Source organism: Geobacillus sp. Y412MC52 (assembly GCF_000174795.2).
GTDB classification, from domain to species: domain Bacteria; phylum Bacillota; class Bacilli; order Bacillales; family Anoxybacillaceae; genus Geobacillus; species Geobacillus thermoleovorans.
This window is the reverse complement of the sequence record NC_014915.1, coordinates 2,441,605-2,465,155: the sequence shown is the minus strand read 5'-3', so window position 1 is coordinate 2,465,155 and position 23,551 is coordinate 2,441,605. Positions and strand designations below refer to the sequence as shown.

The 23,551-nt window shown below is 50.3% G+C and carries 17 protein-coding genes and 3 pseudogenes; 18 read left to right on the top strand and 2 right to left on the bottom strand.

Features of this window, described 5'->3' with window-relative positions; all coding sequences use genetic code 11:
- The first annotated feature begins 36 nt into the window (after positions 1 to 36).
- The 3 genes from GYMC52_RS12070 to GYMC52_RS20310 all read left to right on the top strand — a co-directional run bounded on the left by GYMC52_RS12070 (position 37) and on the right by GYMC52_RS20310 (position 1,283).
- Entirely contained in the window at positions 37 to 864 is an 828-nt protein-coding gene (locus GYMC52_RS12070) for a hypothetical protein (RefSeq protein ID WP_012820599.1), read from the top strand.
- Between the two features lie 73 nt (positions 865 to 937).
- The gene (locus GYMC52_RS20285) at positions 938 to 1,150 is read left to right on the top strand and encodes a hypothetical protein (protein ID WP_227456692.1); all 213 of its coding nucleotides are present in this window, start codon (positions 938 to 940) and stop codon (positions 1,148 to 1,150) included.
- Positions 1,056 to 1,283 carry a transposase gene (locus tag GYMC52_RS20310; RefSeq protein WP_349674962.1) on the top strand — a complete coding sequence of 76 codons (228 nt, stop codon included), beginning with the start codon at positions 1,056 to 1,058 and terminating at the stop codon, positions 1,281 to 1,283. Before GYMC52_RS20285 ends, GYMC52_RS20310 begins: the two co-directional genes overlap by 95 nt.
- Before the next feature lie 818 nt (positions 1,284 to 2,101).
- Here GYMC52_RS20310 and GYMC52_RS12060 read toward each other — a convergent pair.
- A pseudogene (locus GYMC52_RS12060) lies at positions 2,102 to 3,001 on the bottom strand (IS110 family transposase); the annotation flags it as partial.
- Here GYMC52_RS12060 and GYMC52_RS12055 point away from each other — a divergent pair.
- The 5 genes and pseudogenes from GYMC52_RS12055 to GYMC52_RS12035 all read left to right on the top strand — a co-directional run.
- Positions 2,992 to 3,690: pseudogene (locus GYMC52_RS12055) on the top strand (IS1634 family transposase); the annotation flags it as partial. The pseudogenes GYMC52_RS12060 and GYMC52_RS12055 overlap by 10 nt on opposite strands.
- Positions 3,691 to 3,972: 282 nt before the next feature.
- Positions 3,973 to 4,950, top strand: coding sequence for a YncE family protein (locus GYMC52_RS12050; RefSeq protein WP_012820601.1), 978 nt, complete (start codon positions 3,973 to 3,975; stop codon positions 4,948 to 4,950).
- Positions 4,947 to 5,621 carry a response regulator transcription factor gene (locus tag GYMC52_RS12045; RefSeq protein ID WP_012820602.1) on the top strand — a complete coding sequence of 225 codons (675 nt, stop codon included), beginning with the start codon at positions 4,947 to 4,949 and terminating at the stop codon, positions 5,619 to 5,621. The genes GYMC52_RS12050 and GYMC52_RS12045 overlap by 4 nt, the downstream gene beginning before the upstream one ends.
- A 2-nt stretch (positions 5,622 to 5,623) precedes the next feature.
- The gene (locus tag GYMC52_RS12040) at positions 5,624 to 7,030 is read left to right on the top strand and encodes a sensor histidine kinase (protein WP_012820603.1); all 1,407 of its coding nucleotides are present in this window, start codon (positions 5,624 to 5,626) and stop codon (positions 7,028 to 7,030) included.
- A gap of 66 nt (positions 7,031 to 7,096) precedes the next feature.
- Positions 7,097 to 7,681 (top strand): Uma2 family endonuclease, encoded by a 585-nt coding sequence (locus GYMC52_RS12035; protein ID WP_011231854.1) that lies wholly within the window; start codon positions 7,097 to 7,099, stop codon positions 7,679 to 7,681.
- 94 nt (positions 7,682 to 7,775) lie between these two features.
- Here GYMC52_RS12035 and GYMC52_RS20035 read toward each other — a convergent pair.
- A pseudogene (locus GYMC52_RS20035) lies at positions 7,776 to 7,910 on the bottom strand (type II toxin-antitoxin system HicB family antitoxin); the annotation flags it as partial.
- A gap of 186 nt (positions 7,911 to 8,096) precedes the next feature.
- On the opposite strand from GYMC52_RS20035, the gene GYMC52_RS12030 reads away from it, so the two are divergent.
- The 10 genes from GYMC52_RS12030 to GYMC52_RS11980 all read left to right on the top strand — a co-directional run bounded on the left by GYMC52_RS12030 (position 8,097) and on the right by GYMC52_RS11980 (position 23,403).
- Entirely contained in the window at positions 8,097 to 10,145 is a 2,049-nt protein-coding gene (locus tag GYMC52_RS12030; protein WP_012820605.1) for a methylmalonyl-CoA mutase family protein, read from the top strand.
- Positions 10,129 to 12,324 (top strand): methylmalonyl-CoA mutase, encoded by a 2,196-nt coding sequence (scpA, locus tag GYMC52_RS12025; RefSeq protein ID WP_012820606.1) that lies wholly within the window; start codon positions 10,129 to 10,131, stop codon positions 12,322 to 12,324. Before GYMC52_RS12030 ends, scpA begins: the two co-directional genes overlap by 17 nt.
- A complete protein-coding gene (meaB, locus tag GYMC52_RS12020) occupies positions 12,321 to 13,469 on the top strand; it encodes a methylmalonyl Co-A mutase-associated GTPase MeaB (RefSeq protein ID WP_012820607.1) in 1,149 nt (382 codons plus the stop codon). The genes scpA and meaB overlap by 4 nt, the downstream gene beginning before the upstream one ends.
- Before the next feature lie 32 nt (positions 13,470 to 13,501).
- Positions 13,502 to 13,939, top strand: a complete 438-nt coding sequence (locus GYMC52_RS12015) for a BrxA/BrxB family bacilliredoxin (RefSeq protein ID WP_012820608.1) — start codon at positions 13,502 to 13,504, stop codon at positions 13,937 to 13,939.
- Positions 13,940 to 14,179: 240 nt separating this feature from the next.
- Positions 14,180 to 14,926, top strand: coding sequence for an HIRAN domain-containing protein (locus tag GYMC52_RS12005; RefSeq protein ID WP_012820609.1), 747 nt, complete (start codon positions 14,180 to 14,182; stop codon positions 14,924 to 14,926).
- 116 nt (positions 14,927 to 15,042) lie between these two features.
- Positions 15,043 to 15,330, top strand: a complete 288-nt coding sequence (locus GYMC52_RS12000) for a nucleotidyltransferase family protein (protein WP_080997829.1) — start codon at positions 15,043 to 15,045, stop codon at positions 15,328 to 15,330.
- A gap of 242 nt (positions 15,331 to 15,572) precedes the next feature.
- Positions 15,573 to 17,477 carry an N-6 DNA methylase gene (locus GYMC52_RS11995; RefSeq protein WP_012820611.1) on the top strand — a complete coding sequence of 635 codons (1,905 nt, stop codon included), beginning with the start codon at positions 15,573 to 15,575 and terminating at the stop codon, positions 17,475 to 17,477.
- Between the two features lie 163 nt (positions 17,478 to 17,640).
- The gene (locus GYMC52_RS11990; RefSeq protein WP_012820612.1) at positions 17,641 to 19,134 is read left to right on the top strand and encodes a type I restriction-modification system subunit M; all 1,494 of its coding nucleotides are present in this window, start codon (positions 17,641 to 17,643) and stop codon (positions 19,132 to 19,134) included.
- The gene (locus GYMC52_RS11985; protein WP_012820613.1) at positions 19,124 to 20,413 is read left to right on the top strand and encodes a restriction endonuclease subunit S; all 1,290 of its coding nucleotides are present in this window, start codon (positions 19,124 to 19,126) and stop codon (positions 20,411 to 20,413) included. Before GYMC52_RS11990 ends, GYMC52_RS11985 begins: the two co-directional genes overlap by 11 nt.
- The gene (locus tag GYMC52_RS11980; protein ID WP_012820614.1) at positions 20,392 to 23,403 is read left to right on the top strand and encodes a type I restriction endonuclease subunit R; all 3,012 of its coding nucleotides are present in this window, start codon (positions 20,392 to 20,394) and stop codon (positions 23,401 to 23,403) included. The genes GYMC52_RS11985 and GYMC52_RS11980 overlap by 22 nt, the downstream gene beginning before the upstream one ends.
- Positions 23,404 to 23,551 lie beyond the last annotated feature (148 nt).

The window sequence follows — 23,551 nt, the reverse complement described above, 5'->3', positions numbered from 1 at the left end:
ATAAAATTCAAAGCTATCTAAAAGGAGGGGATTAATTTGAAAAAATTAAAATTTCATTTATTTAGTTTAGTGCTCCTTTTTTCATTATTTTTCTTCAATGATTTCAGCTCTGCAAAAGAAGTGGATAATATCTCAAAAAGTGAAAAATTAACAAAGCAAGAAAGAAAATATTTAAAAGATGTAACAGGACATACTGAAGAAGAAATAGATATGTTGCCTTTAGAAGTTGCAAAGCAACTCATTAAAGATAAAGCTGTCATCCAAGATTCAAAAACTGAAATATTTTCCTTCGAAAATGGAGTAAATAATTCTGGTGATTTTACAACGATGGGTACAATTTCGTCCTCAACGATGAAATTATGGGGTACAGTTTATAAAGTAACCTCTGATCGAACAAATTACGATAAATTTTATATTTATGGTAATTTCCAATGGCTAAAATCTCCTTTTTACGAACTTGTAGATAAGATGACTTTCGGTTTTCCTTCAAGTGCAGGATTTTTTCTTCCAACTAGTAATGGAAAAGTAACACAACATCAACATAGATATAGTCAAGATCCACAAGGTAATGGAAACTGGATAGATTATGCAATTGATTACTTACCTAGTGATTGGGAACCAAATGCTGGAGTTGCTGGTGAATTTGACTTAAGAAGCTCTACAGAATTTACTTTACACAAAGGATATATGGGACAATATGTTTATGTACCAACAAAAAATAATGGTACAATTAACATTAAAATTGAATATGGACACCAATTATATATTGGCGAACCTAGTGTATCAGTATTTCCAGCAGGATTATCAATAACTCCATCTAAGTCGGTAGATACTGCTTCTTACGCTTTAACACTAAGTTATTAATGATTTCAAGCCTCTCTTATGTCATGCCCACGCATCTCTGTTTGGCGCGGTCAACCTCCACGATGGCGAAACGGTGCTTCATCAAACGACCGCTGCCCATGCCGCGGCGTTCTTGGGTTTCTTGAGAATGCTCAAAGAGCGCGATCCGGATCGTCTCATGGTCTTGGTGTTGGAACACGCCTGCATTCACTATGCCAAAATGGTCAAGACGTTTTGGTGGGAAGAAGGGCCGTATTTTCCCGTTATTTCCCCTTCCTCCCTATTTGCCACAGCTGAACCCGATTGAACGCTTATGGAAATGGCTGAAAGGTGCGGCGATCGCCCATATATGTCGCAAGGATCGCAACGATATCATGCAAGCATCGCTCCGTTTGTCCACTGCATCCACGAACGTCCGGAGGAAGTGCTGCAACGCTTAGGATGTGGAGGATGACTGAGAAGCTAACTCTTCATGTTACATGTATATAGGGAGGATTACCCAGAAATCCTCCACTTTAAGCGTTAGCTAAGTGGGAGTGGTTCAAACTTTACAGTAAAAGGAGTTTTTTGAATGGAATATATATACTTACTTATTTTACCGATAATAGGTGTTTTGTGGTTTTTGAATTTAGCAAGCTTTTTAAAAAATTTGAACAGTGATGAAAACACACTTAATCAAACAATGATAGGAGCCGTATTAACCTTTCTCTTTGTTTTTCTATATATGTACGGGTTTTTAGGAACACATTAATATTCAATCATCCCCCTGTACAAAAAAAGATGGGACTGCCTCCACTTATCGGCTAATGCCGGTGGAAGTGGGGGATTCTTGTTTACTTTGCAAACAAAATACTGCCGATTATCCCTTCTTTTGTGCATTTGGCCTTTGGATCCCGCTTGGCGTTCAAACAATCCGTCTTGTTAAGCATTGCCTACTCATTGAGCAAACTCTTCAATTCCGTTTCATACTTTGAAGGAACGAAACCATATTTCCCTGTTTTTTATCAAAGATAATCGTGTTATTCTTTTTAAACCAAATGTTGTAATTGAATAGCCTGTCCTTCGTTTTTTATGTTCGAGCCAAAAACGATAGTCAAGTTGACCTGCATCGACTTTGGTTGTTTTTGACCATTCTACGAATTTCATAATTTCCATTATTCTATCCTGAAAATACCAATTAACAAAAAACGATCCCCACCTAGCCTTTGGAATTAGATTCCAAAGGAAGGTATTTCAGTATATATATGGTTTCTTCATGCTACGCACTGGTCTTCTCCAGTTTCACTTCGTACCCTAACCCCTCTAGCCGTTTCACCGTTTGGCGCACGATGGCGGCCTCCCGTTGCTGATCCCAGTAGTCGGCTCCCAACTCTCGATACGGTTCCTTTCGCGTTAAGACCGAATAGATGATTTCCAAGATGGTTCTCCCGACCGCGACACTCGCTCGATTCGCTCCTCTTCGTTTGGCGATCCGATGATACTTGGCCGATAGGTACGTGTTCTTCGTTCGGGCGGCGGCACGGGCGCATTCCACCAGACACGCCCTCAGTTTCTTGTTCCCTTTCCTCGTTCGGCCTGACAACCGTTTCCCCGCACTCTCATGATTCCCGGGGGCCATTCCCGCCCATGAGGCCAAGTTTGCGGCCGTAGGGAACCGGCTCATATCCGTCCCGATTTCCGCTATAATTTGTTCTGCGCTTTGCCGCCCTACTCCCGGAATGGTCTCCATGAGCTCCAGCGCTTCATGAAAAGGGCGCGTTCTCTCCTCGATCTCTCGACTCAACCGGGCAATCGCTTCGTCTAAATATTCAATATGTCGACATTGTTCCGAAAGCATCATGCGTTGATGCGGCCCCATGATTCCTTTCAAGGCGCGCCGGAGCTCTCCGATTTTTTGCTTCAGCCGCCCTTTGGCGAGTTGCGCCAATACCGCCGGATCGTCCGTTCCTTCGATCAGGGCTCGAAGGATCCGCTGAGCCGACACCCCGTTGATGTCCGATACAACCGAAGCCAGTTTGATGTTGGCTCCTTCCAGCACTTTTTGGATGCGGTTGAGCTCCCGAGCCCGTTCCTCGATCAAACTGCGCCGATACCGAACCAGTTCCCGAAGCTCTCGCTGAGCTCGATCCGGAATGTAACTCCCTCGGAGAAGTCCGTTGGGAGCGCCACCCCTTCTCCTGCCGCGAAGACGCCGAACAAGCCTTGACGTCCCTCAAGGCGTCCCTTCGCCCTCGGTTTCATCGGGTGGAGGCCGCGGTCAAAGAGATCGTGCGTCCGAAAAAACGGCGCGGACGGCCGAAAAAAGGGGCGGAACCCGAGATGGAGACGCTGTACACCCTTCGCCTAAACGTCGAATTCGACCAACCGGCATGGGAACAGGCAAGACGGAAAGCGTCCCGGTTTGTCCTCGTCACGACCGTTCCGAAGGAATGGAAGGGCCAACAAATGGATGCCCAAGAGATCTTGAAGCTGTATAAAGGGCAAATCTCGGTGGAAATGAACTTCGCGTTTTTGAAAGATCCGTTTTTCACGGATGAGATTGATGTCAAAAAGCCAGAACGAGTTGCCGTATTGGGCTATTTGTTTCTGTTGGCCCTAGCGATTTACCGCGTTTTTCAGCGCCGGGTGCGCCAGTTCATCACACCCGAACACCCGTTAAAGGGCGCGGGAGGCCGCAAGCTGACCCGGCCAACGGGACAGGCGATTTTTCAGCTGTTTCAATATGTGAACGTCATCCTGCTGGAGCTGCCAGACGGGCGCATCCAACGCGCACTCGATCGCTCCCTCAACCCGGATCAGCGAAGGATTCTGCAGGGATTGGGCATGGATGAGAGCATCTACGTCTAACATGATACAGAACGACTAGCGATGGTAAAAAAAGGATTGCCATCGCTCGTTGTGTTGGCCGAAAAGTTATTCTGAAAAACGAAATAAAAAATCCTTTGTTTTAACCTTGTTAGGGTGCGAAATGTGAGCTATATAGTGTCAAAGCATGCGCCGATTGATTAACGATTCCCCCATCGCCATCGATTTGGCGGTGGGGGTTTTTGCGTGGCGCGATTTCAAACTTCTTTCACAAATGTGAGGTATAATGAGGGCAGAAAAGAACGTGCGAAGGAGAAAAACCAGATGAAACGAGCGAGCGTATGGATGCTGTTGTGTCTGTTCTTTATGCTAAGCGGCTGCGCCAATCCGTCGTTTCCCCCGGTGGCCGATTCGCTTTCCGTCGTCATCAGCCTCGATGTCAAAGCGGAAACGGTCACCTTTTTGAACGCGAAAAATGGCAGCAAAATCGCCCGCTGGAACATCAACGAACCGTTTCAAGGCGGGGCGTTGAGCCCAGACGGCCGGACGCTTCTTTTGTACGGGCGGGATCTTGACCGCGTGTATCGGTACGATCTCGCAGGTGGGAAGCCTCTTTCTGAATGGAAAACGGGAAACGGCATCGTCAGCGCGGCCCCGTCCCCGGATGGCCGCACGTGGTTTTTCGGTGACAGCACCCATCACGCGGTGCGCGTTGTGAGCCGGGGCGGGAAAGAGATCGCCCGCCTTTCGGTCGGACGCTCCCCGATGACGCTGCTTGTCAATCGCCAGGGAACGGAGCTGTATGCCATCGACTTTCAAGACGGCCGCGCCTTTGTCATTGATGCAAGCCGCCTCCGTGTCATTCGCTCATTTTCTGTGCCAAAGTTCGCCTTAGGCGGATTGATGCGCGAGCAGGAAGGGGAGCTGTGGGTCGGCGGACATGGAAGCGGAAACAAGGTGGAGAAGAATGTTCACGTCTATTCGCTTCAAGACGGCCGCTTGCTCCGGACGATGGCCGCCCCGATTATGCCGGTTGATTTTGTCGAAACAGGCCGCGGCGTGTTTGTGCTAAGCCACGGTTCGAACACGGTCTATCAGTTTTTGCCAAGCGGGAAGCGGCTCAACTCCGTTTTGGTCGGCGCCAATCCGTTTGCCATGGAAGCGGCAGGAAGCCGTTTGTATATTGCGAGTTATGACAGCGATGAAATCATCGTGGTCGATGAGGCGACGCTGCGTCCGCTCGCCCGTTGGAAGACGGGAGACGGCCCGCTGCAGCTATTCATTCGGGAGGGACGAACATGAGCGAACGAACCGTTTTAATCGTCGATGATGAAGAAGAAATGCGCCTGCTCGTTGGCATGTATTTGGAAAACGCCGGCTTTCGCTGCCTCGAAGCAGGGGACGGGGAAGAAGCGCTGGTGCTGCTTTCGCAACATCCGGTTGATGCCGTGCTGTTGGACGTCATGATGCCAAAACAGGACGGATTCGCCGTCTGCGCCCGCATCCGCGAGCAGTCGGACGTGCCGATTTTGTTTTTGACCGCGCTTGGCGAAGAATGGGATAAAGTGAAAGGATTGAAGCTGGGAGGCGACGATTACATCGTCAAACCGTTCAGCCCGGGAGAGCTCATCGCCCGCCTTGAGGCGGTGCTGCGCCGGGTGCAGCGCGTCCGCGAGAATGACGGACGGCTGCAATTTGGCGACCTTGCCATCGACGAAAAAGGCCGAACCGTGACCGTTGGCGGCAAACCGGTGAAATTGACGTTGAAAGAGTTTGAGTTGCTGCTGTTTTTGGCGAAGCACCGCGGTCAGGTGTTCAGCCGCGACGATTTGCTCGTCAAAGTGTGGGGATATGATTATACAGGAAACGCCCGCACGGTCGATACGCATGTGAAAACGCTGCGCATGAAGCTGAAAGACGCCGCTCGCCATATCCAAACCGTCTGGGGCATCGGCTACAAGTTTGAGGGATGAACATGAAACGGCTTCGGTTAGGACAAAAACTATGGCTGTCGATCGGCGCCGCGGTCGTGGTGACGCTGGCGTTTTCCTTTGGCCTTCTGAATTATTTTTACCGGACGGTGTACATGAAAGAAGTTGAGCGAACGTTGATCGCGGAAGGGACGAGCCTCGCCCGCGACTATCGCGGCGGGGCGGTGACGGAGGCATATCGCCGTCAAATCGAATGGTATGACGAAAAATCAACGGCCACGATCTTGTTGATTGACAACCCGCGCGAACTGAGCGCCTGCTTTCCGTTTCCGGTCCACTATGACGCGTTAGTCAGCGGCCGCGACCGGGAAACATTGTTAGCCGGGAAGCCTGTTGTCAAAACGGGATACGAAAAGCGGTTCGGCCGCCGCGTGATGGCGGTCGTCGTTCCGCTTTTGGACGGCAAGCGGCTTGAAGGAGCGATTTACTTGTATTTGCCGTTAGCCGACGTTCAGGAAGCAACGAAGCGGGCGGCCGCCACGTTTTGGCCGTTGGCCGCCATATTCGCCGCCGCGCTTTTGGTTGTCGGCCGACGGATGGTGCGGCAGATGACCGAGCCGCTCCAAGCGATGGAACAAGCGGCAGAACGCATGGCGGAAGGACGCTACGAAGCGGACATCCCCGTGCGGAGCGATGATGAAATCGGCCGCCTGGCGGAGGCGTTCAACCAAATGGCGGACGCCATTGCCAAAGAAGACGAGCGGAAGCGCGAGTTTTTAGCGAACGTCTCGCATGAGCTGCGCACGCCGCTCAGCTATATGAAAGGATACAGCGAAGCACTCCTTGCTGGCCTCGCGAAAACGAAGGAAGAAGAAAAGGCGTACCTTCGCCTCATCCACCGCGAAACGGAGCGGATGGAGCGGCTGGTGCGCGATCTTCTTGACCTGGCGCGCCTTGAAGGGCAAAGCGTGCCGCTCGAGCGCGCGCCGGTGGCGTTCGCCCAAGTGATCGAAGATGTCATCGCCACGTACGAACCGATCGCCGCGCAAAAGCGGATCGAGCTGGCGTGCGAGTTGGACTATGACATCATCGTCAACGGCGACGCCAACCGGCTCGAACAAGTCGTGCGCAACTTGCTTGACAACGCCATCCGCTACACCCCAGAAGGCGGTGTGGTGACGGTGCGGCTTTCCCGCTTGTCGGAAGCGGAAGGCGAGCTCGTGATCCAAGATACGGGCAAAGGCATTCCAAAAGACCAGCTCCCGTTTCTCGGCCAGCGCTTTTTCCGCGTCGACCGCGCCCGCACCCGCAAAGAAGGCGGCACCGGCTTGGGGCTTGCCATCGTCAAACAAATCGTCTCTCTTCATGACGGCGCGATTCGGTTCGACAGCGACCTTGGACGCGGGATGACCGTATTCGTCCGCCTGCCGCTCGTTCGGGAAGAGGAATAAACATCGTTCAAGACACAGGAATGGATGGTGTATAATCAATATAAAATTAGGAGGCAGGTGGAGGATATGGGTTCACCAGAAAAGGAACAGGCCCCTATGACCTACAAAGAGTATGCGACATGGCCGGAAGGAAAACGGTGCGAGGTCTTGGACGGGAACATCATTAGCATGGCGCCGTCGCCGACACCGGAACATCAATCAGTTTCGCTCCAACTTTCCATTGAATTCGGGATGCATCTTCGTGGGAAGGATTGCCGCGTGTTGGCCGCCCCGATCGATGTGTATCTTTTCGAAGATCATCGAAAGGGATGGATGGATGAAAACGTCCGAAACTGGGTATGCCCCGATCTTGTCGTCATCTGCGACAAAAACAAAATTCAAAAAAACCGCATTGTCGGGGCTCCGGATTTGGTCGTCGAGATCTTGTCCCCCGCCACGGCCAAAATCGACCGGATGGACAAACGGATCGCGTACGAGCGGGCCGGGGTGAAGGAATATTGGATCGTTGACCCGGCGAATCAAGTGGTGGAAGTGTATTTGCGCGGAAAAACAGGAAGATTGGAACTTCATGGAGTGTACAACCGGGATGACGCCGTTTTGGTTCATGTATTGAAGGATTTCGTGATCGATTTGCGAAACATTTTCCAATGAATAAATGGCAGTTGAGATTTTCGCTAAGCGGCGATTTGGAGGGGGACGAGGGAGCATCGTCCAAGAGAGCATGCAACAACGCCCTCTTCCTTTCATGTTTTTTCAGGGCTTCTTGGAGGATTTGTGAATCGTTGAGATGGTGTTGTTTCGCCAAGTCATCGAGCCATTTCGGGATCGTTCATGTTTTTTTGACCGCTTTGTTTTCCATTTCATGGCGAAATGGTGGCATCAGCAAGTTGTTTGCCTTTTTGTTCATTGCCCAAACGCGGCCGATGTACTACAATAAACATAGAAACCGTTTTTTCCCACACGAAGCGTCATCAGCGCTTCGTTCTGAGCAGACGGGTTCGAGAGGGAAAGGTGCGGCTTGAAAAGAAAGCGGTTTCTTATGTCTGGAAGGCAAAGGGGGATCGGAATGAGCGATGTCGCAAAGATGAAGGAAGCGGCGTTTCCGGCTCCGACGGTGGAGGAGTGGGAGCGGGAAGCGGAAAAGTCGCTGAAAGGCAAGCCGCTCGAGCGGCTTGTATCGATGACGTACGAAAACATTGCGGTCAAACCGCTCTATACGCGCCGCGATGTGGAGGCGCTCGGCCCGCTTGAGCAGTACCCGGGCTTTGGCCGCTATGTGCGCGGGGCGCGGCCGGAAGGGTATCGGGGCGAGCCGTGGAAGGTGAGCCAGGAGATTTCGGCAGCGAGCCCGTCCGACTGGAACGAGGCAGTGAAGCACGACTTGGAGCGGGGGCAGACGGAAATCCATCTTGCCCTTGGTCGGCTGCCGTTTGCCGTCGAGTCGGTTGATGATGTGGCGGCGATGTTTGATGGCGTGCCGCTGGACCGCTATTCGCTCCGTGTGGACGCCGGGGCGCGGTCGCTTTCGTTTTTGGCGCTGTTGGCCGCTTATTTAGAGGAACGGGGAGTGCCGCTATCGAGCGTACGGGGCGCGATCGGCATGGATCCGCTCGGAGCGTGGGCGGAACAGGGGACGCTCCCGTGTTCGCTTTTGCGGCTGTATGATGAAATGGCGGAAGCAACAAAGTGGGCGAAGGAACAGATGCCTGCCGTCCGCACGATTTTGGTGCGCGGCGAGCCGTACCATAACGGCGGGGCGAACGCCGTGCAGGAGCTGGCGTTTGCGCTGGCGGCGGCGGTCGAGTACATCCGCGCCGGGCTGGATCGGGGGCTGACGGTGGATGACATCGCGACGCGGATGCAAGCGTCGTTTGCGGTTGGGGCGGACTTTTTTATGGAAATCGCGAAACTGCGGGCGGCGCGGCGGTTGTTTGCGCAAGTGATCGAAGCGTTTGGCGGCGGTGAATCAGCAAGGCGGATCGAGCTGCATGTGCGCACGTCGCCCTTTACGAAAACGGTGTACGACCCGTATGTGAACATGCTCCGAGCGGCGGCGGAAGCGTTTGCGGCCGTTGTCGGCGGCGCCGATGGCGTGCACGTGTCGCCGTTTGACGAGGCGATCGGACTCGCCGATGAGTTTTCTCGGCGCATCGCCCGCAACACGCAGCTCATTTTGCTCGAAGAGGCGCATGTGGCGAACGTCATCGATCCGGCGGGCGGCTCGTATTATGTGGAAACGTTGACCGCCAAGCTCGCCGAAGAAGCGTGGAAGCTGTTCCAACGAGTGGAGGAAAAAGGCGGCATGGCGAAGGCGCTCGAAGACGGCTTCGTGCAGACGGAAGTGGAAGCGGTCGCCAAGCGGCGGCTGGATCGTGTCAAGACGCGGAAGGAAAAAATCGTTGGCACGAACGTGTACGCCAATTTGGAGGAAACGCCGGTCGAAAAGCCGAAGCAAGACGCAGCGAACGTGGCGCCGCCGCTGGATGAAAAGCGGGTGGCCGAGATTCGCAGCGCGCTTGTCGGCGGGAAGTGGATGGAAGCGGCGATTCGTGCGGCCCGCCGTCGAGCAACCGCTCGGGAGATCGCAGCGGCGCTTGCTGACGGAAACGCGTCAGTCCGCATTGCGCCGATTCACGCATGGCGCTTGGCCGAGCCGTTTGAGCAGCTGCGGAAGGCAGCCGAGGAGTATGCCGAACGCACGGGAAGCCGGCTTTCCGTTCACTTGATCAATATCGGGCCGCTTGTCCGCCATCAAGCGCGCGCCGATTTCATCGCCGGGCTGTTTGCGGCCGGCGGGGTGGCGGCTGAGCGGAGCGATGGCTTTGCCTCGGTCGCGGAAGCGGTCGAATGGGTGCGGAACACGAACGGGACGCATTATATCGTGTGCGGCGCCGATGACGATTACCCGGCGTTCGTTCCAGCGTTGGCTGAGGCGTTCAAGCAAGCCAAGCCGAACGCGAAGCTGTATGTCGCCGGAAAGCCGCCGGAAGAGCTTGAGAGAACGTACGCGGACGCGGGCGTGGACGGATCGATTCATCTCGGTTCGAACGCGTACGATGTGATCGTGGCGTTTCTAACGGAAAGAGGGGTGGCGCTTGATGGCGAAGTACGTTGATTTTACCAACATGACGCTTTCCGCCATAGCGGCCGATGTGGATGAGAAACAGTGGAGAGACGCGGTGGAGCGGCGCGTGCAAGCGTCGATCGATGAGCTGTTGTTTCAGACGAACGAACACATTGCGGTGAAGCCGCTTTATACAAAGGAAGACATCGATGGGCTTGATTTTCTCGATTATATGCCCGGCTTGCCGCCGTACTTGCGCGGGCCGTACCCGACGATGTACGTCGTGCGGCCGTGGACGATCCGCCAATACGCCGGCTTTTCGACCGCCGAGGAGAGCAACGCCTTTTATCGGCGCAACTTGGCGATGGGGCAAAAAGGGCTGTCGGTTGCTTTTGACTTGGCGACGCACCGCGGCTATGACTCCGACCATCCGCGCGTCGTCGGCGACGTCGGCAAAGCGGGGGTGGCCATCGACTCGGTGCTCGATATGAAAATTTTGTTTGACGGCATCCCGCTCGACCAAATGTCAGTGTCGATGACGATGAACGGGGCGGTGCTCCCGATTATGGCGTTTTACATCGTCACCGCCGAAGAGCAGGGAGTGACGCAAGACAAGCTGTCCGGCACGATCCAAAACGATATTTTGAAAGAATATATGGTGCGCAACACGTACATTTATCCACCGGAGATGTCGATGCGCATCATCGCCGACATTTTCGCCTATACGGCCAAATACATGCCGAAATTCAACAGCATCAGCATTTCCGGCTACCATATGCAAGAAGCCGGGGCGCCGGCCGATTTGGAGCTGGCGTACACGCTCGCTGATGGGCTTGAGTACGTGCGCACCGGCTTGAAAGCCGGCATTGACATCGACTCGTTCGCGCCGAGGCTGTCGTTTTTCTGGGCGATCGGCATGAACTACTTTATGGAAGTGGCGAAACTGCGGGCGGCGCGCCTCATGTGGGCGAAAATGATGAAAACGTTCAATCCGAAAAATCCGAAATCACTCGCTCTAAGGACGCATTCGCAAACGTCGGGTTGGAGTTTGACCGAGCAAGATCCGTTCAACAACGTTGTGCGCACGCTCATCGAGGCGCACGCGGCGGCGATGGGGCATACGCAGTCGCTCCATACGAACGCCTTGGATGAAGCGATCGCCTTGCCGACCGACTTCTCGGCGCGCATCGCCCGCAATACGCAGCTGTACTTGCAGGAAGAAACGGGCATTTGTCGGACGATCGACCCGTGGGCCGGTTCGTATTACGTCGAGACGTTGACGAACGAGTTGATGAAGCGGGCGTGGGCGCATATCGAAGAAATCGAAAGCTTAGGCGGGATGGCGAAAGCCATTGAAACCGGCATCCCGAAAATGCGCATCGAAGAAGCGGCGGCCCGCCGCCAAGCGCGCATCGATTCAGGAGCGGAAACGATCATCGGCGTCAATAAATACCGCCCGGAAAAAGAAGAGCCGATTGACATTTTGGAAGTCGACAACACCGCCGTGCGCCAGCGGCAAATCGAGCGGCTGAACGTGCTAAAGGCGACGCGCGACAACGAGCAGGTCGAAGCGGCGCTTGATGCCATCACGAAAGCGGCGGAAACGGGCGAGGGGAACTTGCTCGAGCTTGCCGTCCAAGCGGCGCGCGTCCGGGCGACGCTCGGAGAAATTTCGTACGCGATCGAAAAAGTGGCGAACCGCCATCGCGCCGCCATCCGCTCGATCAGCGGCGTTTACAGCTCGGAATACAAAAACGAAGCGCAGCTGGAACGGGTGAAGCGACGGGTTGAGCAGTTCGCCGAACTCGAAGGACGCCGCCCGCGCATCTTGATCGCGAAAATGGGGCAGGACGGCCATGACCGCGGGGCGAAAGTGATCGCCACGGCGTTTGCTGATTTAGGGTTTGACGTCGACATCGGCCCGCTTTTCCAGACGCCGGAAGAAACGGCGCGCCAGGCGGTCGAAAACGATGTGCACGCCGTCGGCATCAGTTCGCTCGCCGGAGGGCATAAAACGCTTGTGCCGCAGCTCGTCGAGGAGCTCGGCAAACTCGGCCGCGATGATATTTTGGTCGTCGTCGGCGGCGTCATTCCGCCGCAAGACTACGCGTTTTTGTATGAGCACGGCGCCGCGGCCATTTTCGGACCGGGCACGGTCATTCCGGAAGCGGCGGAAAAAGTGTTGGATGAAATTTACGCCCGGCTTGGCTATGAGGAAGTGAACCAATGAACGGCGAAGAGAAACGGCGGGAACAGGCAAGCGGCCAGAGCGCAGTTTCGGACGGGCAGCCGCGGCGCCCGGAATGGGCGGACGGCAATGGTCTGTCGTCGTACGTGCAAGCCGAGCGCCCGCCGGCGCCGAAGCGGCTCGTGCGGCGAAAAGAACGATCGGTTAAAGAATACGTCCAAGGAGTGCTCGCCGGCGACCGCACCATTTTGGCGCAGGCGATTACGCTTGTCGAAAGCAATGCGGCCAGGCATATGGATCTCGCCCAGCAAGTGCTCAATGAACTGCTTCCGCACGTCGGCCGCTCGATTCGCATCGGCATCACCGGTGTGCCGGGGGCGGGAAAAAGCACGTTCATTGAAGCGTTCGGCACGTTTTTGTGCGAGCAAGGGCACCGCGTCGCCGTCTTGGCCGTCGACCCGACGAGTTCGTTGACCGGCGGCAGCATCCTCGGCGACAAAACGCGGATGGAGGCGCTCGCCCGCAATCCGCTTGCTTTCATCCGTCCGTCCCCATCGGGCGGGGCGCTTGGCGGCGTACACCGAAAAACGCGCGAGACGATGATGCTGTGCGAGGCGGCCGGCTATGACATCATCCTCGTCGAGACGGTCGGCGTCGGGCAAAGCGAGTTTGTCGTCCGCGGGATGGTTGACTTTTTCTTGTTGCTCGCCTTAACCGGCGCCGGCGACGAGCTGCAAGGCATGAAGCGCGGCATCATGGAGCTGGTGGACGCCATTGTCATCAACAAGGCGGACGGCGATAATAAAGAAAAAGCAAAAGCGGCGCAAAAAGAATACAACCAGTTTCTCCATTACCTCCGCCCGGCCACGCCCGGCTGGGAGACGAAAGCGTACACATGCTCGGCGCTTTTGGGAGAAGGGATCGCCGACATGTGGCGCGTCATTCAAACGTTTGTCGAAACGACAAAGCGATCCGGCGTCTTTTTCGACCGCCGCCGCCAGCAGCAAAAAGACTGGATGCACGCCATGATCAAAGAATATATCGAAACGCGCTTTTTCGCCGACCCGATCGTGAAAGAAAAGCTCCCGATGCTCGAGAACAGCGTCATTTCCGGCGCCAAGCCGGTCACCGCCGCCGTCCGCGAGCTGATCGAGGCGTATGAACGGAAGCGGGGCGGTGAACTGTGATATGATAAAGGCAAATCGAAGGGGGTGTTGAGATGTTCCAATTTCAATTTCCGCTCTATAACGACATCGTCGAACAAGCGCGGCGCGAAGCGGTCGAAGCCGGATTTGAAGAGCTGCGCACGCCGGAAGACGTCGATGCGGCATTCCGCCGTCCGGGCACAACGCTCGTGCTCATCAACTCGGTGTGCGGCTGCGCCGGCGGCATCGCCCGTCCGGCAGCGGCCCACGCGGTTCATTACGACAAGCGCCCGGACCATTTGGTGACCGTCTTTGCCGGCCAAGACAAAGAAGCAACCGCCCGCGCGCGCGAATATTTTGTCGGCGAGCCGCCATCCTCGCCGTCGTTCGCCTTGTTAAAAGACGGGAAATTGTGCGCCATGCTGCACCGACACGACATCGAAGGGAACGAACCGGTCGCTGTCGTGCAAAAGCTGCAGGCGCTGTTCGATGAATATTGTGAGGAAGTGTGAAAGGAGAACCCGAAGTTCGAAAAGGGACTTCGGGTTTTTGCATGACCATTATTGTTTGTGATAATAGAAATGAAGAAGGAAATTGATCGTATCAGTCAAATAAATGAGCAACAAGTCACAACTGTTTTAGATGGTGTTTCAGAAAATGTCATGAGTAAAATTTACAAAGAATGGGTATTAAAATTATTACAGTATCGAAAAGAATGGCTCGTAAATTGGTATATGGAGGTGAAATAAGCGATGCGCCCTTTTGTGCTTTGGTTAATTTGGCAAAATGAATGTACTCGGCAGCGATATCATATTGGAAACTTATTACACGATGGGGATAAGTATGTATTTTATTATGAACGCAGCAGGAAGAGAAGAGGACTGTTCGAAGCACTAGAAAACGGTTATCAACCTCATTTGTCGTTTCCGGATATAGGAAAAAAATACGTTTCTAACAGATTGTTCGGGCCTTTTGAGCGGCGTTTGCCTGACCGGCGCCGTCCGGATTTTTTAGAAATTTTGCGGACATACGGCTTGCCGCGCGATTGTACAGATATGGATATGTTGCGAGCGACTGGTGGTAAACTTGCGACAGATTCTTATGAATTTGTAGCGCCAATTTATGTATCGGGAAATCATTTCGATTTTGATTTTTATGTCGCCGGTTGGAGGTATTATGAGGGAGATCAAGTGGTTCAACATCTTAAAGTGGGAGATGAGGTGCATTTTCGGTTAGAGCCGGAGAATAGGCAAGATTCTAAAGCAGTAGAAGTGTTAACAGATGAAGGGTGTAAGCTAGGGTATATTCCTGCTTTCTATAGCGAGTTTATGTTTAACCTTATTCAAAACAACGGGCGTTATATGGCGAGAATTGAATCAATTCATGTTGAGGCTTTTCCACAGCGGAAAGTAAATATAAGTGTCTACGGTGAGCTCCTTCCATCTTGCCAGACGCAAGATCTCGATATGCTACATGAAATATCGTTAGAAGTGATTTAGTCTGTTCACTGTTTTCTGAAGTAGGCATGTTTGATTTCAGATGAATGAATATGTCCACAAAATCGAAGCACTGCTCGAACACATCAAAAAAGAAGTGATCGATCGTGACCTATGGAATGAGCCCGGTCGTGTTTAAACGGCTGATGGCGTATTTCGCCGGCGAAAAAGACATTCAAAAAGTCGTGTTGTTCGGCTCGCGGGCGCGCGGCACGGCCCGCTACAACTCCGACATTGACTTGTGCGTGGACTACACCGGCAAACAAAAGTGGAAAATCAAAGAGGATATTGATGAGATCGTCGGCATTTATTCGTGCGATGTGCTTTTTTTCGACGCGCTGAACGAAGCGATCCGGCGCGAAATCGAGCGCGACGGGAAGACGATTTATGAGAAATCTCCGTCGTGAGCGTAGGCGGCTTGCCCTGCATGAGTGGGCGGCTGTTTTTTTGTGTCCGGCGGCTGTAGGACGGCGCGCACTATGTTAAAAAGGTGCAATTGCCACTCTTTGGATAAGGGGAAGAAAAAGTAACTCAATTACTAACTTATTGTTGATTTTTTATTATTATTGGCATTATAATGCAGATAGAAAGTTTTTTTGGTCAATACTTAAAGTAAGTAATTTTATTACTAAAATGAGGTGACTTTTAAATGGTGTATGAAAGAGAATTATCTCATTTCATGGATAAGTTGCGCAGCGAGGCGAATATAAGCGTGATCGATTCTGTGCAGACGATCGCGTCGATTGCAAGCGTGAAATTTTTAGAACTGGATAAGGAGCGTTACAGTCTTCCAGACGAACTCTCTTTAGGGGTGATTTTAAAAGAAGGAGCTTTTTTGGCGGAGAAGGTAAAGGCAGTTTTAAACGAAATAGAAGCACATGTCCCTTTCCTAAAGGGAGTATATGAGTTTTCCGACTTGTTTGGCCGATTAAGCAACAATACATTATATCATTTGTTGTCGCGGATTCATTCTTTTGCATTCACGAAAGAGCAGTGGAAACAATGGATTGAATCGTTGTTTGTGTACGCAGGCAATATGGCCGGGGTTGAAGGTGTAGAGCTGATCACGCCGGCTGGTGTTAATGAGCTGGGCATTCGCCTTTTAAATATGGAAGGAGGGGAGTTTTATGATGGTGCTTCAGGGCTGTCCGGCACGTTGTGCGCAGCAAGCGAATATGCACGGCGACATCATTGCGAAGTGGCGCTGTACGGTCAGGAAATCAATCAGCGAGCATGGGCGCTTGGAAAACTGCGTCTGTTATTTCACGACCGGACCGATGCTCGTTTGGCCAAAGGAGATACGCTTACCGAGCCTGCATTTGTAGAGGGAAACAAGTTGAAAAAGTTTGATTACATTATGATGAATTTTCCGTTCGGCATGAGAATAAACAGCTATGAACAACTGATGAATGACCGTTATGATCGGTTTGTATACGGCCGATTGCCGCGAACGAGCGCTGACATGGCTTTCATTTTGCACGCTCTCTCTTCGTTGAAGGAAAACGGAAAAGCGGTTCTTGTCGTCACAAACGGAACGCTGTTTAGAGGAGGGCCGGAGGCGGTGATCAGGGAGCATTTATTGGCCGCCGATTTGATTGAGTCCGTGATCGCTCTGCCATCATCTTTGCTTGATGGTGCAGCCATTCAGATCAACCTTCTTGTGCTGAATAAAAATAAAAGTGCAGAGAGGGAAGGAAACATTTTATTCATTAACGCGGAAAATTATTATGGCGAACGGAGAAGAGGCAGAAGATATTTGCGCCAAGAAGATATCGAACGGATTGTGGCCATATATCATGAAGGGCTGGAGATCGATGAAGTAAGCAAATTCGTATCCGTCCGGGAGATTGAAGAAGCGAACCTTTTAAGCAACCGGTATTTGCAAAGCAGTGAATGGACGATCGAGCCGTACGGAAAAGTGAAGTTTTACCATGATCACATAAAGAATTTGCCATGCGTACAACCATTGAAACGGATCGGCACTTTCTACCGCGGCATCAATATCTCAGCCAAAGACGCAGAAACAGAGAATGGGCCATATAAAGTGATTAAGTTATCTGACGTCCAAAATGGGGAGGTGTTGATCGATCAACTCGCGTCTTATGAAATTACAAACAATGCCAAAATTGAATCATATCTTGTCCAAGAAGGCGATGTCATTATATCGGTTCGGGGGGCGGGGATCAAAATAGCGGTCATCCCGCCGCATGAGGGAGATATACTGATTTCCCATAACTTTATCGGCATTCGTCCGCACCGCCATGTCGACCCATTTTACTTAAAGATCTTCTTGGAAAGCCCTGTTGGGCAATATCTTCTTTTGAGCAAACAGGCAGGGACAAATGTCACGATTTTGAATATGAAAGATTTGGAGAACATTCCGATTCCAGTGCGGCCGTTCGAAGAGCAGAAGGAAATCATCATGTCATATCTCGAAGAACAAAAACACATTCAAGACATGATGAAACAACTCGAGAAGCAACGGCTTGAATCGAGTTTAAAACTGTACGAAAAAATGGGAATTCGTTCGACGTTTACACTGATGCAATCGTAAAACTCAAAACGCCGCTCTCCCTGTTGTCGCCTGCCGATAGGCTGGATGACAGGGAGAGCGGGGCTATAGGAAATTAGTTCCTTAATGGCAAAGATTTTTATGGTAAAATGGACTCTGGGAATCAAATGACATATCGTGTCAAACGGGAAAGGAGCAGCGACAGATGGCGACGATCGGTTTTGAAGAAAAGTTATGGTCCGCAGCCGATAAGCTGCGAAACAATATGGATGCGGCAGAATATAAACACGTCGTCTTAGGGCTTATTTTCTTAAAATACGTGTCTGATACGTTTCAAGAAAAATGGGAAGAACTGATGAAAGAAGATCCCGATTTTGCGGAAGACCGCGACGCGTATATGGCGGACGGAGTGTTTTGGGTGCCGGAAACGGCCCGTTGGAGCTATATAGCGGAACGTTCGAAGTCGCCGGAAATCGGAAAAATTGTCGATGAGGCGTTGGATGCAATCGAAAAAGAGAATGACAGTTTAAAAGGAGTGCTCCCGAAAAACTACTCCCGCCCTGAGTTAGACAAGCGCATTTTAGGGGAAATTATTGACTTGTTTTCCAATATTGACGTCGGCGGCAGCGGGGCAAAGGAAAAAGACGTCTTAGGGCGGGTGTACGAATACTTCTTAGGCAAATTTGCGGCCAGCGAAGGAAAAGGAGGAGGCGAGTTTTACACGCCGAAATGCGTCGTCAAACTGATGGTCGAAATGATTCAGCCGTTCAAAGGGTATGTGTACGACCCGGCATGCGGCAGCGGCGGGATGTTCGTCCAGTCGATGAAATTCGTCGAAGAACATGCGGGAAACAAGTTTGATATTTCCATTTACGGCCAAGAATCGAACCCAACGACATGGAAGCTCGCCAAAATGAACTTGGCGATTCGCGGCATTGAAAACAATCTCGGTCCGAAACATGCCGACACGTTTCATGAAGACTTGCATCCGACGTTAAAAGCGGACTATATTTTAGCGAATCCACCGTTTAATGACAGCGACTGGGGGCAACCGAAATTAATCGACGACCCACGCTGGAAATTTGGTATTCCACCAGCTGGAAACGCCAACTACGCCTGGCTGCAGCATATGATCGACAAGCTTAGCCAAAACGGAAAAGCGGCGGTTGTGCTGGCGAACGGCTCGCTGTCCTCGATGACGTCCGGCGAAGGGGAGATTCGCAAAAACATTGTCAACGCAGATTTAGTCGACGCGATCATCGCGTTGCCGGATAAATTGTTTTACACAACGCAAATCCCGGTGTGCATTTGGATTTTAAACCGCAACAAGAAACATCCGAGGAAAACGTTATTCATCGATGCGCGCAAATTCGGCCAGCTCGTCACCCGGAAGTTGCGAGAGTTGACGGATGAGGATATCCGCAAAATCGCCGATACGTATATCAATTGGCAAAACAACGAGAACTACGAAGACGTGCAAGGCTTTTGCAAATCAGCGACGATCGACGACATTCGCGAGCACAACTACATCCTCACGCCCGGCCGCTACGTCGGCATTGAAGAAGAGGAAGAAGACGGGGAATCGTTTGAGGAAAAAATGGAGCGGCTGACAGCGACATTGGCGAAGCAATTTCAAAAATCGCGCCAGTTGGAAGAAGAAATTCGCAAGCAGTTGGGGGGGATAGGGTATGAGATATGACGGGTGGAAAGAAACAAGGTTAATAGATGTTATAGACATAAACCCTAGAACCCCTTTAAGAAAAGGAACGTTGGCCAAAAAAGTGTCCATGCAAGATGTTGCGGAGTTTACAAGAAAAATACAGTCATATGAAATTGCCGAGTTTACATCCGGTTCAAAATTTAAAAACGGTGATACTCTCCTTGCACGGATAACACCTTGTCTTGAAAATGGAAAAACAGCTTATGTCGACATCCTTGAAGATAATGAGATTGCTTTTGGCTCTACGGAGTTTATCGTGTTAAGAGCAAAGGAAGGAATAACCGATAGCAAGTTTGTATATTACTTGGCTATTTCACCAGAATTCAGAAATGTAGCAATAAAGTCCATGACGGGATCATCCGGCAGACAAAGGGTGCAGAGCGACGTCTTGGCTAATACCGTTATTTGTTTGCCGCCATTACAGGAGCAAAAGAGAATAGCAAATCTGTTGTCTGCAATTGACGACAAAATTGAACTCAACAACGAAATGAACAAAACGCTTGAAGAACTAGCCCAAACGATTTTTAAACGTTGGTTTGTTGATTTCGAGTTTCCAAATGAAAACGGCGAACCGTACAAATCAAGCGGTGGGAAGTTTGTGGAAAGTGAGTTGGGGATGATACCGGAGGGGTGGAGAGTGGCAACAATCGGCGATTTAGGGGACGTTGTAGGGGGAGGAACCCCTTCGAAAAAGCGGGAAGACTATTTCACCCAAAACGGCATCCCTTGGATTACGCCGAAAGATTTATCAAACAGTAAAAATCGTTATGTTGAAAGAGGAAGTGTTGATATTACGGAAGAGGGATTAAAAAATAGTAGTGCAAAATTGCTTCCTAAAGGTACCGTTCTTTTTAGCTCAAGGGCACCTATTGGTTATATTGCTATTGCTAAAAATGAGGTCACTACAAATCAAGGATTTAAGTCAGTGATCCCGCATAAGGACATCGGTTCGGAATTTGTGTTTCAAGTTTTAAAATATAACAAAGACTTGATCGAAAGCAGGGCCTCCGGAACAACGTTCAAAGAAATTTCAGGTGGGGAGTTGAAAAAAGTACCTATTGTTTTGCCAAAAATGGAAGTTATTCAACGTTATAACGAAGCAGTGAGAAGTTTAGGAAAATTAATATGCAATAATGAAGAAGAAATCAACGCTTTGATAAGTATGAGAGATTCATTATTGCCCAAGCTCATGTCCGGAGAAATTCGTGTCGTTGACGCCGAACGGGAGGTGGAAGTGTGTTTACAGAAGAGCAGCTAGAGCAAGCCGTCATTGAATATTTTCAAGAGCTCGGCTACCCATATATGCCAGCGAAGGAGTTAAAGCGAGATAAAAAGGACGTTTTATTGCTTGACCGTTTGGAAGAAGCGTTAGTGAAATTGAATCCAGAAGTGCCTGTTGAGATCATTCGCGAGGTGATGCGCAAAATCCACTATTTTGAAACGAATGACGTGCTTACAAACAACAAAATGTTTCATAAGTACTTAACAGAAGCGGTAGTAGTGCCTGAGCTTGTGAATGGAGAGACGGTTTACCATCATGTTCGACTCATCGATTGGGAAACGCCAGAAAACAACGATTTTCTCGTTGTCAACCAATTGGAAGTCATTGAAAAAGGACAGGAGAAAATTCCAGACATCGTGCTGTATGTCAACGGTCTTCCGCTTGTTATTGCAGAGTTAAAAAGCACGTCACGCGAAGAAGTCGATATTGAAGATGCATACAAGCAGCTAAAAAATTATATGAACGTCCACATCCCTTCATTGTTCTACTACAATGCGTTTCTTGTCATTAGTGACGGGGTTCAGGCGCGCGCGGGAACGATCACCGCGCCGCTTGACCGGTTTATGGCTTGGAAAAAGATCAATATCGAAGATGATGTCATAGAAAACCGGGAGTTAGAAACGTTAATATTCGGCTTGTTCGAGCCAAAACGCTTTTTGGATGTCATCAAAAACTTTACGCTATTTGCAAACGAAGCAAAAATAATGGCGGCGTATCACCAATATTACGGCATGAAGAAAGCAGTGGCTTCTACGATCCAAGCCATTCATACAGATAAACGTGCAGGAGTCATTTGGCATACGCAAGGAAGTGGCAAAAGTTATTCGATGGTGTTTCTTGCGGGGAACTTAGTCAGACAGGAACAGCTGAAAAATCCAACCATTGTCGTGATCACCGATCGCAACGATTTAGACGGACAGTTATTTGAAACGTTTTGCGGGGCGAGTGAATTTTTACGGCAAACACCATTACAAGCGGAAACGCGCAGCCATTTGAAAGAGTTGTTGGAACATCGGCAAACGGGCGGCATCGTTTTTTCAACGATTCAAAAGTTTGAAGAAGAAACCGGCTTGCTTTCTGAACGGGAAAACATCATCGTGATGGTTGACGAAGCCCACCGCTCCCAATACGGCGTTGATCCGAAATACGATATCGAAACGGGGGAGCAAAAGTACGGGTATGCGAAATATTTGCGTGAAGCTTTGCCGAATGCGACGTATATCGCATTTACAGGGACGCCGATTGAAACGACCGATCGATCGACGACCGGCTTGTTCGGCGATGTCATTGATGTGTATGATATGACCCAAGCGGTGGAAGACGGGGCGACGGTCAAAATTTATTACGAATCTCGCTTGGCGAAAGTGAAATTGGACGAGAAGAAAATGAATGAAATTGACCAAGAATATTGGCGCATGCAAGTTCACGAAGGCGTCGGCGACTATATTATTGAACAAAGCCAAAAAAGCTTGAGCCGCATGGAGCAAATCATAGGCGACCAAGACCGAATTCGCGAAGTCGTCACGGACATTATCCACCATTACGAGGAGCGCGAACATCTTGTCAAAGGAAAAGCGATGATCATTGCTTATTCGCGCAACACCGCGTTTGCAATGTATAAAGAGATCATGCGTCAACGTCCGGACTGGAAAGACAAAGTGAAAATTGTCATGACCGAAAACAATCAGGATCCGGAGGAGCTCGCGAAGCTTGTCGGAAATAAACAAACGCGGAAACAGCGGGAAAAAGAATTTAAAGATGTCGATCATCCGTTTAAAATCGTCATTGTTGTTGATATGTGGCTCACCGGTTTTGACGTGCCGGCGCTCGATACAATGTATATTGACAAGCCCATGAAGGCGCATAACTTGATGCAAGCGATCGCCCGCGTCAACCGCGTTTATCCGGGGAAAACAGGCGGATTGATTGTTGATTACATCGGCTTAAAGAAAAATTTAATGGAAGCGTTGCAAACGTATACGAAGCGCGACCAAGATAAAGTGCAAGAAAATACCCAAGCCCGCGACATCGCGTTAAACATCCTCGAAGTGTTGCGCAATATGTTCCATTCGTTTGATTATCGCGCCTTTTTCGGTGATAGCGACAAAAAGCGTTATGAAGTCATTCGCGACGGAGCAGAATTTGTGCAGCAAACGGAAAAAAGAAAATTGCTGTTTATGACGGAAACGAAAAAGCTGAAAGATGTTTATAAAATTTGCACCGGCTTGCTTTCGAAAGAACAAAAAGAGGAAATTTCCTATTTTATCGCTGTTCGTTCCTTTATTATGAAATCTTCGCGAACAGGCACACCTGACTTAAAAGAAGTGAATGAACGAATCGCGAAAATGTTGGAAGAAGCGATTTTGGAAGATGAAGTGATGGTGTTGACCCAAGCGGTTTCATCGGAAAGTTTTGATTTGTTGAATGAGGAGAACATCAAAAAATTACGCGCCTTGCCGCAAAAAAATATTGCGTCGACCATTTTAATGCGCGTATTAAAGCAAAAATTGCAAGATGTGAAAAAGACAAACATGACGGTGAGCCAAACATTTTCCAAACGTTTTGAAAAAATATTAGAAAAATACAACAATCGAAATGATTACACGGATGTGTATGAAGTATTTGAGGAATTGCTTAAATTTAAAGAAGAGTTGCAGGCGGCGATTGAAGAAGGGAAACAGCTTGGCTTAACCGAGGAGGAGAAGGCGTTTTTCGACGTGTTAGGTTCTGACCCGGATATAAAAAAATTAATGGAAGATGAGGTATTAATTCAAATCGCAAAGGATTTGGCGAAAACGGTAAAGGAAAACCGGACGCACGATTGGGATAAAAAAGCGCAAGCCCAAGCGCGCATGCGCCTTGAAATTAAGAAGGTGCTGCGCAAGTACGATTATCCGCCAAATAAACAGCCGAAAGCGGTGGAAGATGTGCTTGAGCAGGCGAAGCTGCAGTGCATGAATATGTAAGGGGATCAATCGGTGCTTTGAGGAGAGACAGTTATGGAGAATATGCTGTCTCTCCCCGCGAAATTCATCGTTTTGTCGCATTAGCAATAGTTTATTGAAGTGGTCAAGATATAAAACAACATCCAGTCATTTTTGTAAGGGGTTCTGT